The sequence below is a fragment of the Thermoflexus sp. genome (assembly GCF_025055495.1).
Taxonomy (GTDB): Bacteria; Chloroflexota; Anaerolineae; order Thermoflexales; family Thermoflexaceae; genus Thermoflexus.
The window spans coordinates 1-14,883 of the sequence record NZ_JANWXB010000155.1; the positions used below are offsets into that span (position 1 = coordinate 1).

Consider the following 14,883-nt stretch of genomic DNA (forward strand, 5'->3'; position numbering starts at 1 on the left):
CCGGGGGGTTTGGGGGCTTTGGGGGGGGGGCACTGCCTTCGGCAGCGCCCCAGCCCCAAAAACATTTTTCTCCCTTCTCTCCAGGGCCTCAGAGGCCCTAGGGAGGGGGAAAAGGGGGGAGGGGCCTGGCCTGCTTTCCTCCCGAAGGCGCTTGGATTGCACTTGCCGCCTGAAGTTGCACACAGCGTGAAGGGGGGGCGAGGTGTTTTTCCTTTCTCCTCTCCTGCGGTCCGGAGGACTGCAGGGAGAGGAGCAGGGATGCCAGGTGTAACTTCCATGGGTTTTGGGCTGGGGCGCCGCCTGGGTCGTCGGGAAGATAGAGGGCAGCGTTGAACGGGTGACCGACTCATCCTCATCGGACCAGCTCCCAACTGCATAACTCCTGAAATCCATACTGGGATGTCTGCCCAACGGGAATCGCTCTCCATGTTGAATCAAAAGATCCCATGGTGGTGGCGATGGATTCGAGTCGGCCTGGATCTAATCGTGATCCAGGTCGCCTTCGTGCTGGCTTATCTAATGCGTTACCGATGGGAGTGGTTCCGGGAAATCACTTTCGATGCTCCGTTTTCCGCCTATATTCCCTTCCAGATCGCCTGGACCGTTCTCCTGATGTCGCTGTTTCGTCTGGATCGGGTATACCCCCCGCAGATGGGGGCGCCATGGCTGGAGGAGATGTATCGCATTCTCAACGCGGTGGCGAAGAGCACCCTGGTCCTGATGGCGGTGGTGTTTTTCTCTCAATCCCTTTTTTACTCCCGATTGATGTTCCTGGAAGCGGCCCTGCTGGTGGTCCTTTTGCTGGGGGCCTTGCGGTTTTTTGAAAGCCGGGCAGAGCGGATGATGCGCCGGCGGGGGATCGGCGTGGTGCGGGCCCTGATCGTGGGGGCGGGGGATCTGGGAAGAGCGGTGATGCGAGCGGCTCTGGCCCGCCCCGAACTGGGGTATCGGATCGTGGGGTTTGTGGACGATGATCCGGAAAAGGCCCGCACGGATATCGGCCCTTTCCGCGCCCGAGGCACCCTCGATGATCTGCCGAAGGTGTTACGCGAAGACGCCGTGGATGAGGTCATTATCACCCTTCCTATGGCCTTCTATGATCGAATTCAGGAAGTGGTTCAGCGCTGCGAAGCCCATCGGGTCCCAGTGCGAATCGTCCCGGATCCCTTCCAGCTGACCCTGAGCCGTCTGGACGTGCGGGATCTGGACGGGATCCCGTTGATCGGCGTGCGGGAGGCGCGTTTTTCCCCGTGGCAGTTCCGCATCAAGCGGGCGATGGATCTGGTCCTGGCCACCCTTCTGTTCCTTCTCTCAGCCCCGCTCATGGCGCTGATCGCCTTGGCCATCCGGCTGGACTCGCCGGGCCCGGTGATCTTCCGGCAGGTGCGGGTGGGGAAGGACGGGCGGCTGTTCACGATGTATAAGTTCCGCACCATGCGGGTCGGGGCGGAGCAGGAGCAGGAACGACTGCGGGCGCTGAACGAGGCCAGCGGCCCGCTTTTCAAGATCCGCAATGACCCGCGGGTCACCCGGGTCGGGCGGATCCTGCGGCGGCTGAGCCTGGACGAGCTGCCGCAGTTGATCAACGTGCTGAAAGGGGAGATGAGCCTGGTGGGGCCGCGTCCGCCGGTGCCCTCCGAGGTGGAGGCCTACAAGCCGTGGCAGCGCCAGCGCTTGGCGGCGGTCCCGGGGATGACCGGCCTCTGGCAGATCTCCGGCCGCAGCGACCTCACGTTTGACGAGATGTGCCTGCTGGACATCTACTACATCGAGAACTGGTCGCCGCTGCTGGATCTGGAGATCATGTTGCGCACCATCCCCCGGGTCCTGATGGGGGAAGGGGCATATTGAACGCGCTCCGGGCCGGCCCTCCCCTATGGACCCGGTCTAAGATGCTTGCCCCTCTCCCCACCCGGGGAATGCCATCGCTTTGCCCGCACCGAAAGCCTTAGGGAAGCATGGCTTGGGGTGGGCATCCTCACCGGATTGTCCTGGATGCGGGGCAGGTTGCGAATTTCGATTTCAAGCACGGAAGCCCGCCCGGAGGGGCGATCGCTTCTCCCATGGCCCAGAGGCCGCAGGTAGTGGGGAGAATAAAAATCTTTCGGGCTGAAAGTCATAAGTGTCGTTCGGATAGGCCGGTTAGCGGTTGTGTCGGGTGATATTCTGCTTTCAAAACCCCTCCAGCCGGCTGAGATCCGCAATCCCATCCGCCAGACCGGCCACCGCCCACAGGAGCGCCAACCGGTTGCGGCGGAGCGCCTCCTCTTCGTGCATCACCAGGACGTCCTCGAAGAAGCGATCGATCGCCGGGGCCAGGGCTTCCAGCGCGCCGACCAGGTCCTCCACCGGGCTCTCGGGCCGCACCCGGCCCCGCACCGCCTGCACGGCCTCCCATAGGCGCCGCTCCGCCTCCTCCCGGAAGAGGGCCGGGTCCACCGCCGGGGCCGGAAGGCTCCCCTCGCTTTCGGCTTTGCGCAGGATCCGCACGCACCGGCTATACGAGGCCAGCAGGCGAGGCCAGTCCGGCCGCTCGACGGCGCGCTGCAGGCCGCCCGCCGTCTCGGCCGCCCACGCCGGATCGTCCCCCCGAGCGGCCAGGGCCGCCTCCACCACGTCATAGCGATATCCGGCCTCCTGCAGGGCGGCCCGTTGGCGGCCGATTACAAACGAATGGACTTCCTCCAGGACCTCGCGGCTCACCGGCACGGGCTGAACGGACGCCGCCGCGCTCAGCGCCTTCGAGAGGGAGAAGCGCAGACGGTGGGCGGTGAGGATCTGAATCAGGCCGGAGGCCGCGCGGCGCAGGCCGTAGGGATCCGCTGAGCCGGTGGGCGCCAGCCCGACGGCGAACAGGCCGACCAGGGAATCCAGGCGGTCCGTGATCCCCAGGGCAATCCCCGGCCGGGTCTGGGGCAGCGCGTCCCCCGCGAAGCGCGGGAGGTAGTGCTCGAAGATCGCGGTCGCTACGGTCTCTGGTTCCCCGCACCGGCGGGCGTATTCCCGCCCCATCACCCCCTGGAGCTCCGTGAACTCGATCACCATCTGGGTGGCCAGATCGGCCTTGCAAAGATGGGCCGCCCGGGCCAGGGCGCGCATCTCGTCCTCGCTCAATCCCAGCAGCGCTCCGACGGCGGGCGCCAGGGCCTCCAGACGGCGCGTCTTGTCCAGCATGGAGCCGAGCTGTTCCTGGAAGGTGAGAGTGGCCAGGCGGGGGAGGAACGCCTCCAGCGGCTGGCGGGTGTCGTGCCCGTAGAAATACGCCGCGTCGGCGAACCGCGCCCGGAGCACCGCCTCGTTCCCCTGGCGGACGAGCTCCAGCCCCCGTCGGCCGCCGTTGCGGACGGCCAGGAAATACGGGAGCAGCTGTCCCTCCGGGCCAACCACCGGGAAGTAGCGCTGGTGCTTGCGCATCACGGTGATCAGCACCTCGGGGGGCAGCCGCAGGGCTTCTTCATCGAACCGCCCGCGCAGCACGGTGGGCGTTTCCACCAGATTCCCCACCTCGGCCAGCAATTCGGGATCCTCGGGGACCGTCCCCCCGACCTCTGCGGCGAGCCGCTCCAGCTCCTTCCGGATCCGCGCGCGCCGTTCCTCCGGGGAAACGAGGATGCGGGCCCGGCGCATCACCGGGAAGTAATCCGCGGCCCCTTCCAGGCGGATCCGCGGTGAGCCCTTCGGGCGGGGCCCGCGGGTTTCACGGCCGCTAAAGACCCCGGCGTAGGTGAAGGGGATCACCTCGCGGCCGTAGAGGGCGACCAGCCAGCGGATCGGGCGGGAGAACGCCACGCCGCTGCCGTTCCAGCGCATGCTCAGCTCGAACTTCAGGCTGGCGATGAGACGGGGAAGAAGCCCCGCCAGCACGGCGGCAGCCGGTTGCCCTTCGGCGCGCTTGAGGGCTCCCACGTAACGCCCTTCGGGAAGATCCCGCACCGTGAGGGCTTCCGGAGGAACCCCCTGGGCGCGGGCGAAGCCCAGGGCCGCCGGGGTGGGCCGGCCTTCCGGGTCGAAGGCGATGTGGGCCGGCGGGCCTTTGACCCAGGTCTCGATCGGCTGTGTGCGGGGCTGGAGGCGGCGCACGTAGAGCACGAGGCGGCGCGGGGTCCCGTAGACCTCCAGCGCCTCATACGCCAGGCGGGATTCCTCGAACATAGTCCGGGCGTTCTCGGAGAGCTGGGCCAGGGCGGCTTCCAGATCCCGCGCCGGGAGCTCCTCGGTGCCGATCTCCAGAAGGAAATCCTCGGCCGTCTCGACGGTCGGCGGGGCCGGCGCTGGTGCCGGGGCCGGGGCGGGCGGCGCTTTCTTCAGGAAGGGATAGCCCATCTGCTCCCGCTGTTGCAGGTAAAGCTGGGCGACCTGGCGGGCCAGGTCGCGCATGCGGGCGAAGTAACGGGCGCGCTCTGTGACCCCGACCGCCCCCCGGGCGTCGAGCAGATTGAACGTGTGGGAGCAGCGCAGCACATAATCGTGGGCCGGGATCACCAGGCCGCGGGCGATGCAGGCGCGGGCCTCCGCCTCGTAGTGTTGAAAGAGCTCCCGCAGCCGCTCGATGTCCGCCAGTTCGAAGTTGTAAATGCAGTGCTCGATCTCAGAGGGCTTCAGGATCTCCCCGTAGGTGTGGACGCCGTCCCAATCCAGATCCCAGACGGACGGGGCGCCCTGAAGGTAGAGGGCGATCCGCTCCAGGCCGTACGTGATCTCCACCGCCACCGGGTCCAGGGGGAGGCCGCCGGCCTGCTGGAAGTAGGTGAACTGGGTGATCTCCATCCCGTCGAGCCAGACCTCCCATCCCAGCCCCCAGGCGCCCAGGGCGGGGGATTCCCAGTTGTCCTCCACGAAGCGGATGTCGTGGCGGCGGAAATCGATGCCCAGGGCGCGAAGGCTCTCCAGATACAGCTCCTGCGGGTTGCCGGGGTCTGGCTTCAGGATCACCTGGAACTGGTGGTGGAGTTGCATCCGGTTCGGGTTCTCCGCGTAGCGCCCGTCTGCCGGCCGGTAAGAAGGCTCCACGTAAGCCACCCGCCAGGGCTCAGGTCCAAGCGCCCGCAACACGGTGGCCGGGTTCATCGTCCCGGCCCCCACCTTCTCGCTGTAGGGCTGCCAGATCAGGCAACCCTGCTCCGCCCAGAACTCCTGCAAGCGAAGGATGATCTCCTGGAACGAGAGAGGACGTCGAGAGGTCATTCCGATCCTCCATCCGCCGCTATATAAAGCAGGGGGCACGTTGGATGTGCCCCCTGTCATTATGGCATGGATGGGGGCATGCACAAGGCCTGCCCCCTGTGAAATGGATCACCGGTTGCGTTGTGTTGTGGGGCACGCGGCCGCGTGCCTCTGCGAATACGAATGGGATCATTCCCCGAATTCCCGCCGCAGTTGCTCCGCGGCGGCGCGGATGGCCTGGAGCTTGCGGAAGGCCACCTCGGGGGTGGCCACCGGGCGCTCCGCGAACGTCCCGAAGCCGCAATCCGGGTTCAGGAAGATCTGCGAGGGCTCAAAGTATTGGAGGGCCCCCTTCACCCGGGCGATGATGAACTCTGGGGATTCCACCTCCGCGGTGCGCGGGTTGACAACGCCCAGGCCGAGCTCCCGCTTCTGCCGGCACGCCTGGAAGACCTCCAGGTCGCCGGCCCGAGGGGTGGCGAACTCCAACACCCATTGCTGCACCCGCATCGCCTCCAGAGTGCCCAGCAAGGGCCGGTAATCCCCGGTGAGCAGCGCCTCCTCCCGCGTGGTCCAGTTCCCCCGGCAGATGTGGACGCCGATGCGGACCCCCTCGACGCCCAGCACGACCCGGTTGATCAGCTGAGCCGCCCAGGCCAGCTCCATCTGCGGGTCCTCCGCCGCAGCGGAGAGAGAGGCGCACATAAAGGTGCGGCTGTGGACCGGAGGCTGGAACACCACTTCGGTCAGCACCGGCTCGTCCAGCTGGATGAAATCGGCCCCGGCATCTCGCAAGCGGAGGATCTCCTCCCGCAGGATGGCCACCACATCCTGGGCCAGATCCTCGCGGGTGGGATACACTCGATCGGAAAGCCCCTGCACCCACATGGTCCGGGTGAGCAGATAGGGGCCGGGGAGCGGGATCTTGACCGGCCGGTCCGTGTGCCGGCGCAGGAACTCCAACTCGTCCAGGGCCAGGGGCATCTTCAGGCGGATCCGATCGACGGCCACGGGGGTCTTGATGGCGTAGGCCGGCACATCCAGCTGGCGGAGGATTTGCTCGAAGAAGGACTTATCCTCCGCGTAGTCATACATCTCGGCCACGCTCATCATCCGGACCCCTTCCAGTTTGTCGACCACGAACGAGTAAAAGTTATCCCGCCGTTGCTCCCCATCGCTCACGATTTCCACGCCGGCCTCGATCTGGGCCTGGAGGGCCTCCAGGACGGCCCGGTCGGCGATCTGCTGGAATTCCTGGTAAGAGATCTGGCCCGCATGGCGCTTTCGCAGGGCTTCCAGAAGCCACGGGGGCCGTGGCCAGCTCCCCACCACGGTAACAGGAAAGAGAGGCAATCCATCGCGCGCCATCGTTCCCTCCTGGGATCTAAAAGATCGGGGGACTTCCTCTTTTCGGTGGATTAACAGGGCATTCCCCCACGGGATTCGGTGGGGGTTTGATCCTCCCCGGGAGTATACCGGAACCACCATCCGGAGACGGTGGCGATCTCCGCTCGCAGGGCCACTGGGCGGACGAAGGTGTTCCCTACCGGGGAGTTGGCTACCGTTTCGGTCCAGAGGGCCTGAAGGGTCTCTTCATCGGCGTCCGCATCCACGTAGGCCTTGGCGATCACTTCCCGATATCCGGGATGGCCCTCCCCGCCCAGCCCCAGGAAACGCAGGAGGTTATCGATACGGCCCTCCAGGGCCACCTCGAGGTTCCGGATGGCGACGCCGCGGCGAGTGGCGTTGAAGATGAATCCCAGGCCGAGGCAGGCCCCGAGGGCGCCCAGAGCGTATTCCAGCGCGCTGAGCCCCGCCTCTCGCCCCGAAGGATCGACGGACTCGTCCACGACGAAGGATTGATTGCGGATATACACGCGGCCCTTTAAGCCGTTCTCCCAGCGGAAACGCGCCCATCGCCGGGATTGAACGGCCTCTGGATGCGCGCGCACTTCTTCCAGTAGCTGCTGCAGTTCTTCTACCTCCACGCCATTCAACAGGGTTCCCATCCGGCTTCCTCCTGTGCAAAGGTATATCTGGCATAGGACTTACGACGTTCGAAGTTGAAAGGGAAGGATGGAGTGGCACCTCCCATCCTTCCCTCCCTCCCCACGGCCTGAGGGATCCAGGGAGGGAGGGGGCAAAGCGCCGCTTTGCTTCTCCGTTTTTGCGCGGGATAGGGCCATCGAAGGCAAACCCGCTCCGCGCAAAGTTTTCCGGATGGAGAGAGGGTTTTTCGTTAGGATGCCGCGACCCGGCTGAGTTCCGGTTGCAGGGTCACGGAGCGGGCCAGGGTGTTGCCGACCGGAGAGGTGGCCACGGTCTCCGCCCAGATCGCCCGCAACGTCTCTTCATCCGCGTCGGCATCCACGTAGGCCCTGACCACGATCTCCCGGTAGCCCGGGTGACCCTCGTTGCTCAATCCCAAAAAGGTCAGAATGTTATCGATCTCTCCTTCCAGGGCGAGCTCCAGATTGCGGATCGGGATCCCCCGTTTGGTCGCGTTGAGCACGAAGCCGACCGTGAGGCAGGCTCCCAGAGCGCCCAGCACGTATTCGACCGCGTTGGGGGCTTCGTCTTTGCCTGCCAGATCGGCAGGCTCATCGATCACAAACGAGTGATTCCGAATATAAGCTCGCCCTTTGAAACCACCCAGCCAGCGAACCCGTGCGGTCCAGCGATTCAAAGAACGAGCGGCCTCCGGATCCGCTTGCACCTGGGCGACCAGCTGCTGTAGTTGCTCGATCTCCAGCCCATTTACGATCGTTCCCATGGCCGCCTCCTTTAAAGGGATATCCTACATGCGACTTCCTGGTATGGATCCTGTTCCAGGGCCTTTTGAGGCCTGTCTCTCTCCGAGGCCCAAGCGGCCCTGGGGAGAGGGAGAGCATGTCCCGAGCAGAGCCTTTCAGCTTCCGATCCAGACCTCGAAAGCGGTGCAGATGTAGCTCCTCTCCAGGCCCATGGAAAGATCGATCGCCCTGTGAACCGCCTTGAATTCATAGCACGCGCTCGCCAGAACAGCTTAAAGGGGCACAGGAATCGGCACTCGCGCAAGGAAGGGAACGTCATGCGAGCAAAGGAGTGGGACGTGGGATCAGGAGAGGCAGCGGGGATTCGGAAGAGAAACCAGCGCGGCGAACACCGGGACCGGGGAAGGTTTTCCCTCCCTATCCCCGCGAAGGACACCTGCAAGTTGTATGAACAGCTCGAAGATCGATCCTGCCCATGCCCAGTCCCTGAAGTTGAAGTCCTGTCGAAATCTCCATTCGTTCTGATCGAAGCAGGCAGGTGGAATTTTCTGGCATTATAATCCGAACTCACTCTATGTCAAGTCAGCGCGAGGCGGTTTAAAACCCCCTGGAATGGAATCCCCTCTGCTGGGATGCTCTTCCCATGGGAGAGTTATCCCATCTACAGCGATAGCCACTGGCTCAGCCATCGCTCCAGGATCCCGCGCGGGGAGGCCCACAGCCGGAGACGAAGGAGGCGATCGCGCCACCGGGGGCCCATCGGGCGAATGTCGGCCAGCGTGCGAATCCGCAGGCTCCGGCGGAACGCCTCCGGAGTCCAGCCAGCGGGGAGCGGAGCCTGCACCGACCGGGCGCGGCCGGCGGGGAGATCGAAGAAGTTATCGCTGAAGATCACGTCGGCGCCTTCCAAGGAGAGGGTGACGAAGCGGGCCAGGGCGCGCGCCCGCAGGGTGATTCGCACCTCCGCGCCGCTGGCCTGGAGCGCGGCGTTTAGCTGAGGGTCCGGCAGGTCCAGATCCTTCTCCGGCGCGAACAGTTCCACTTGTGTTCCCAGGGGCTCCAGGCCCTCCCCGGGCTCCACCACGAACACCAGGCCCCGGCCATGTTGTCGCAGGAGGGTCCCCACCTCCACTTTCCGAACCCGGATCGCCCCCAGCGGCGGTGCCTGCACGCGCTCCTCCCCGCGGAGCAGTGGGGTTCCTTCAAAGGTTTCGACGGACCAGCCAAGCAGGCCTTTTACGGTCTGGCGGGTGTCGTTGAACAGCCAGATCTCCGCCTGGGAGCCCTGGATGTCGACGGCGAGGGCGATCGGGGCGAAGAACCGGCGGGCCGCATAGTGTAGGGCCTTCCACCGGCCGTGGAAATCGATGCCCGACCAGGAGATCGCGGGCCATGCGTCGTTCAATTGCCAGTAAAGGGCACCGCCGCACCGATCCCGATGGCGCCGCCAGCCCTCCACCGCCCTTCGCACCGCCTCCGCCTGCGCGATCTGGGTCAGCCAGGCCAGCTCCTCAAAATCCTGAGGGATCCGGAACCGCTCGGTCAGGTAATACAGCAGCCGTTCGTTGCCCCCAGGGGATCGTTGTCGTTGGCGGATAGCGGGCCGCCGGAAGCTCCACTCCTCCGGCGGGCCGAAGGCGAGGAGCGTCTCCTTGGAGGGAAGGGACTGAAGGCCGAACTCGCTGACAAAGCGCGGGATCCGATCCCGGTAGGCGGCGGTGGGGGCCAGGCCATGCCACACGTGCCAGAGATGGACGTCTCCCCGATGGTCCCGGTTGACCTCCTGGCGGAACGTTCCAGAGGAAGGGGAACCCGGCCAGTAAGGGCGATCCGGGTCTTCCGCCCGCACCCATTCCGGGAGCAACCGGTAGAAGAACCGCTCGTGGGCAGCGGCCAGACGGGCCAGCTCCCCGGGCCGTCCTTTCCCTTGCCATCGCCACAACGGCCACAGCATCTCGATCTCGTTGTTGCCGCACCAGAGGGCCAGGGAGGGATGATGTCGGAGGCGGCGCAGGTTCTCGACGACTTCCGCTCGCACTTCCTCCAGGAAATCCGGCTCATCGAGGGGGTAAAGCATGCAGGCGAAGGGGAAATCCTGCCAAACCAGGATCCCGTGGCGATCGCACAGCGCGTAAAAGCGGTCGTCCGCGTAGCCCCCGCCCCCCCACACGCGCAGCATGTTCATCCCCGCCGCGGCAGCGCTCCGCACGAGATGGGCCAGCCGCTCTTCCTCGACGAATGAACTCCGGATGTCCGGGGGAACGACGTTAGCGCCCCGCGCCCAGACCGGAACGCCGTTGACCACGAAGCGAAAGGACTCACCCCATGCGTCCGGCTCCCGCTGGAGCGCTACGGTGCGCAGCCCGAGGATTTCCCGGCGTCGATCCAGAAGGCGATCCCCCGCCCACAGCTCGGCTTCCAGGACGTAAAGGGGCTGTTCCCCTAATCCGTTCGGCCACCAGAGGCGGGGGCGTTCGATGGGGATTCCCATCTCGATTTCATCTTTCTCCACCGGAGCTTCCCATCGAACAGCGTTTCCTTCCGGATCCTGAAGGATCGCTCTTATGGAAAGCAGCAGATCCGACCACCGTTCCAGGCGTGCCCGGAGGACCAGCAGGACCCGATGGCCCTCGTGGCGCTGGCGGATGCGAAGATCCGTGAAGCGAGCGATGGAGTATCCCTCCAGGGCGACCTCGCGCCAGATGCCGATCGAGGGGAGCGCCGGCCCCCAGTCCCAGCCGAAGTGACTGGGGGCTTTGCGGAGGTGAGCGACGCCGGGATGGAAAAGGCCCGGGAGCGGACGACGTCGATGCTGCTCGCGGACAAAGGCGAGGGGGGAGCGGAAGCGGATGAGCAGGACGTTCTCGCCCGGCTGGAGGAGAGGGCGCACCGGCCACCGGTGGGATCGAAACATGTTCCGGGCCTCGCCCAGGCGTTCCCCATTCAGAAACACCTCGGCCAGGGTATCCAGGCCGGCGCACACCAGCTCCACCTGCTCCTCCGACGCCAGAGCCGGATCCGGTGAGAACGTTCGCTGGTATTCCCAATCGCTCTCCGCCACCCAAGCGACCCGAGCGAGATGATCGCCGAGAAACGGATCCGGGATGCGGCCGATGGCCATCAGATCCCGGTAGACGCTGCCCGGGACCCAGGCGGGCATCCATTCCCCGGTGCCCGCGGGGCGGAAAAGCCAGGCTCCGTTCAGGGACTGGCGATGCATGGGCATCGTTGGATCGGGGCTTGGGGAAGCGAGCGGATCCGCCGAAGGCGGTCCGCCCGGCCCTCCGGAAGGGCGCGGTGACGCTTCCGAGAAGGGCTCATCACGGATTCAAGTTGCGCCGTATGCTTCCTCAGAGCGCTTTGGGAGTGGAACCGGATGCCGAAAGCGCCCAGCTCCGCCCCAAAGAAGTCTTTCGGGAAGAGGAGGCCCTTCCACTCTCGTCCGAACGGCTCCCCACTGCGGAACTTCTGCCGGCACATCCCAGCTGGAATTCACTGCCCGGATAGGCTGACCTGGGGGATCGAGGCGGGGGCGGGCGGCGAAGCCGTCTGTCCGACCACCCCAGCCTTCGGCCTGCGGTTCTGCGGGTCAGGGCGCGGCGCCCTCCAAAAGGGCCTCCCAGGCGGACCTCAGTTCCCGGATGTCCGCAAAGACGAAATCCGGCTGCACCAGGCTCCTCATCAGCATCTCCCGGGTGGTGGCACCGGAGAGAACCAGGATCGTCGTCATCCCGGCCCGCTTGCCCCCTACGATGTCCGTAGGGATCTGATCGCCGATCACCGCCGTGGTCTCCGGGGTCGCTCCCATCCGCTGCATGGCGATCTGGAACATCAGGGGCTCCGGCTTGCCGACCACCACGGGACTCACCCCCGTGGCCCGTTCCAGGAACGCCAGGGTTGCCCCATTGCCCGGATAAAGCCCATCCTCACCGGGCCACACCGGATCCGGATTGGTCCCGACGAACCGGGCGCCGTTCCAGATCGCCCGGGCGGCCCGGGCCAGCTGAGCATAGGTCAGTCCCCAATCCAGCCCTACGACCACAAAATCCGCGTGCTCGTCTTCCACCACCTGGAAGCCCGCGGCCGTGAGCGCTTCGCGGAGGGCCTTTTCCCCCACGACGAAAACCCGGGCCTCCGGCGAGGCGATCTGCTGTAGATAGATCGCCGTGGCGTCGCAGGATGGCAGAACCTCCTCCGGGCGCACGGTCACCCCGAATCGAGCGAGTTGCTCCACGTAATCCGTCCGGGAGCGGCTGGCGTTGTTGGTGGCCAGGATGAAGCGGATGTCATATCGTCGCAGGAAGGCGAAGAAATCCGTGAGGCCTTCCATCGGCCGCTTCCCGCGCCATAATACGCCGTCCATGTCGATGATCAAATGGCGAAGCGAACGTAGTTGTTCCATCGATCGGATGCTCCATGCGATGATGAATGGATGAATGGGATGCCCTCGCCCATCGCGGGCCCCCTGGGGCGCATCGTAGAGGCAGGCCCCTGTGCCTGCCCTCAGGCCCCTGTGCCTACCCTAATGGGGGCAGTAGGGGCAGCCCCCCGTGGCTGCCCCTACGGATGGGAAAATCCGACACGATATCCCGCATGCCTACCACGGTATGCAGCCCCTACGGATCGAGGGCCCAATAGGCCTCGGGGGTATCGAAATCCATCACCCACGTCGGATCCGGCACAGGGATCCGCGCGACGGCCCCCGGGAAGCGCCGGATCAGCGAGCGCCCGCCCTGATCGCCCTCCAGCTCCATCAGGGCGGGGAACAGCGAGCGGGCGAACAACGCCGGCGGGCGCGGATCGTCATCCACCGTGCCGACCACCATCGGCCGTCCGGTCGCCCGATAGGTCTCGATGAGCTGGCGCAGCCAGCGCGGACGCACCAGCGGCTGATCGACCTGGAGGAGCACAAAGGCTTCGACTTCGGGGGGAAGGGCATGCAGGCCGGCCTGGATGGAGCGGCTCATCCCCTCGGGCCAGGCCGGGTTTTCCACTATGCGCACGGGAAGCCCGGCCAGCGCTTTCCGCACGGCGTCCGCCTGAGCCCCGACCACGACGATCACCGGATCCAATCCGGCCCGTCGGGCCAGCGTGACCCCGTGGCGGACCATCGGGCGGCCGTGCCAGTCCGCCAGCGCCTTGGGCCCGCCGAACCGCCGTCCCTCGCCGGCGGCCAGGACAATCCCTGCCACGGAGGCATCGGGGGATTCCACACGGGCCGCCGGCTCGCCGCCCACCAGCGCGATGATGCGTTCGAAAGGGGAAGCGCCCAGCGCGGCGCATACAGCTTCGAAGGCCGAAGGGTCCGGAGCTCGTTCGCGGGTGAGCACCAAGAAACGGCGCACGCCAGCGGGGATCCCTTTCTGCCCGCCCAGGGGATGCCGGACCAGGGCCGCCAGCCACTCCGGCGTGACGGAGTCTTCGGGCCTTCCGCCCAGGTGAGCGATGGCCAGCCCGGCGCGATGGGTGACCGCGCTGATGGGGCGACCCAGGGCCTCCAGGCTGGCCACCACCGCCACCGCGTCGATCTCTGCGGGCAGAGCGGGCTCGTGAGCATCCGGCCACTTCAAGAGCATCCGGCGCGCGCCATCGGCCTCAATCAACCAGGAGGCCTCCGGAACCCTCCGGATCAGGCGGTCCAGCCGTTCCGGCGACAGCCCTTTCAGCTTCCAGGGATGAGCTGGATAGGGCCCATCGGGAGGCTCCGCCAGCGCCTCCGCCCGCCGGGCGCCCAGGACCCAGCGGGGAAGTTGCTGGAGGAGCGGCCGGAGCATCTCGGGCGCGGGATCTTCCGTCAGGAGCAGGCCGGTTCCCTTCGGGAGCATGGGTTCGACGATGTGGGTGGTGGTGGTCCACACGGCCGGATCCTCGGGTTGCCCCAGCTCATGGAGCAGCCGCCAGGCCGCTGTGGTCTTTCCGCCCGCCCCGACGAAGGCGATCACCGACCCGGGGATCAACCCCAGCGCTTCATACAGAGCGAGCGGCGTCTCCCGAAGATCCGTCGGCCTGCCCATCAGCCGCCCTCCGCGAAACCGAAGCGTCGACGAAGGAACGCCCAGGCCACCCGGTCGATGCGGTCCCCCGTCTGCCAGCGTTCCTCCAGGTTCTCGATCCCAAACAGGGTTTCCAGGGCGCGACGGGTTGCCTCGTCGTAAACGCCGGTGATCTCGCCGGAATAGTAGCCCGCACGGCGCAGGAGCTGCTGGATCTCGCGGGCCAGGGCCTCGTCGATCGGAAGAAGGTCTTCGGGTCGGGAGACGCCGAAATAGAGATGGTGGAGCTCCACCAGGTCCTTCAGCTTCACGACCGGGTCTGGATCGTCGTCGACTCGCAGATCCATGTAACGATCGTTGAAGCCGCCGTAGCCGCCGCCTTCCCGGACCACCAGGATGGCCGCCGATTGGCGGCCCCGGCGGTCGCCGCCCGCGCGATCCCCAGCGAGAAGAGCCGCCGCCAGCCGGTCTGCCAGCTCCCCGGAGGTCTTTACAAAAGTCTCAGCCATCGCCTCCAGGGTGCGCTCATCGACCAGCAGATTCCCCTGACAGCAGAATCCCTCGCCGACGCGGTGGCCAGCCCACGGCAGGCACTCGGAGCCTGTGAAGGCGGCAGCGCGGCCCTGGCGATCCACCAGGCCCACCTGGCGCTTCTCGCGCTCCGGATCCTCCGATAGAAGGGCCGCTAAGGTCTCCTCGGCGGAAAGCCCCTCCGCCATCCGGGCCAGCCCCTCCGGTCCGAAGCGGGTGTTGGCGTAAGACTGGGTGGCGACGGCACCGGCGCCCGCGCGGGCCCAGGGCACCACCGCCCCGGCAGCCAGGAACTTGGAAGCCACGGCCACGCCCCATTCCTGGCGAGCGGGATCGAACGCAACGATGGAGAAGGTGGCGTAAGGGCGCATCCAGACCTCCGGTAGGGAAGATCCTCACGATGTATTTTAAGTGGATAATGTGTTCTTTGGGGGTTTTCGGGG

General features: G+C 66.1%; 9 protein-coding genes. 1 reads left to right on the forward strand and 8 read right to left on the reverse strand.

Features of this window, described 5'->3' with window-relative positions:
• Window positions 1–426 precede the first annotated feature (426 nt).
• On the forward strand, window positions 427–1,851 hold the full coding sequence (locus tag NZM16_RS05385; protein ID WP_295479150.1) for an undecaprenyl-phosphate glucose phosphotransferase: 1,425 nt from the start codon (window positions 427–429) through the stop codon (window positions 1,849–1,851).
• Between the two features lie 321 nt (window positions 1,852–2,172).
• On the opposite strand, the gene glyS is transcribed toward NZM16_RS05385, so the two are convergent.
• The 8 genes from glyS to NZM16_RS05425 all read right to left on the reverse strand — a co-directional run bounded on the left by glyS (window position 2,173) and on the right by NZM16_RS05425 (window position 14,811).
• On the reverse strand, window positions 2,173–5,184 hold the full coding sequence (gene glyS / locus NZM16_RS05390; RefSeq protein ID WP_295479152.1) for a glycine--tRNA ligase subunit beta: 3,012 nt from the start codon (window positions 5,182–5,184) through the stop codon (window positions 2,173–2,175).
• Between the two features lie 168 nt (window positions 5,185–5,352).
• Entirely contained in the window at window positions 5,353–6,531 is a 1,179-nt protein-coding gene (locus NZM16_RS05395) for a cobalamin-independent methionine synthase II family protein (protein ID WP_295451194.1), read from the reverse strand.
• Window positions 6,532–6,581: 50 nt separating this feature from the next.
• Complete coding sequence (locus NZM16_RS05400) at window positions 6,582–7,172, reverse strand: OsmC family protein (RefSeq protein ID WP_295451191.1); 591 nt, start codon at window positions 7,170–7,172, stop codon at window positions 6,582–6,584.
• A gap of 230 nt (window positions 7,173–7,402) precedes the next feature.
• On the reverse strand, window positions 7,403–7,936 hold the full coding sequence (locus tag NZM16_RS05405; RefSeq protein ID WP_295451189.1) for an OsmC family protein: 534 nt from the start codon (window positions 7,934–7,936) through the stop codon (window positions 7,403–7,405).
• Between the two features lie 641 nt (window positions 7,937–8,577).
• Window positions 8,578–11,076, reverse strand: coding sequence for a glycoside hydrolase family 2 protein (locus NZM16_RS05410; protein ID WP_295479155.1), 2,499 nt, complete (start codon window positions 11,074–11,076; stop codon window positions 8,578–8,580).
• Between the two features lie 429 nt (window positions 11,077–11,505).
• Window positions 11,506–12,318: an HAD-IIA family hydrolase gene (locus tag NZM16_RS05415; protein ID WP_295451184.1), complete on the reverse strand. Its 813-nt coding sequence runs from the start codon at window positions 12,316–12,318 to the stop codon at window positions 11,506–11,508.
• Window positions 12,319–12,532: 214 nt separating this feature from the next.
• Window positions 12,533–13,930, reverse strand: a complete 1,398-nt coding sequence (gene yqeC / locus NZM16_RS05420) for a selenium cofactor biosynthesis protein YqeC (protein WP_295479158.1) — start codon at window positions 13,928–13,930, stop codon at window positions 12,533–12,535.
• Entirely contained in the window at window positions 13,930–14,811 is an 882-nt protein-coding gene (locus NZM16_RS05425) for a DUF1028 domain-containing protein (RefSeq protein WP_295479161.1), read from the reverse strand. The genes yqeC and NZM16_RS05425 overlap by 1 nt, the downstream gene beginning before the upstream one ends.
• Between the last annotated feature and the right edge of the window lie 72 nt (window positions 14,812–14,883).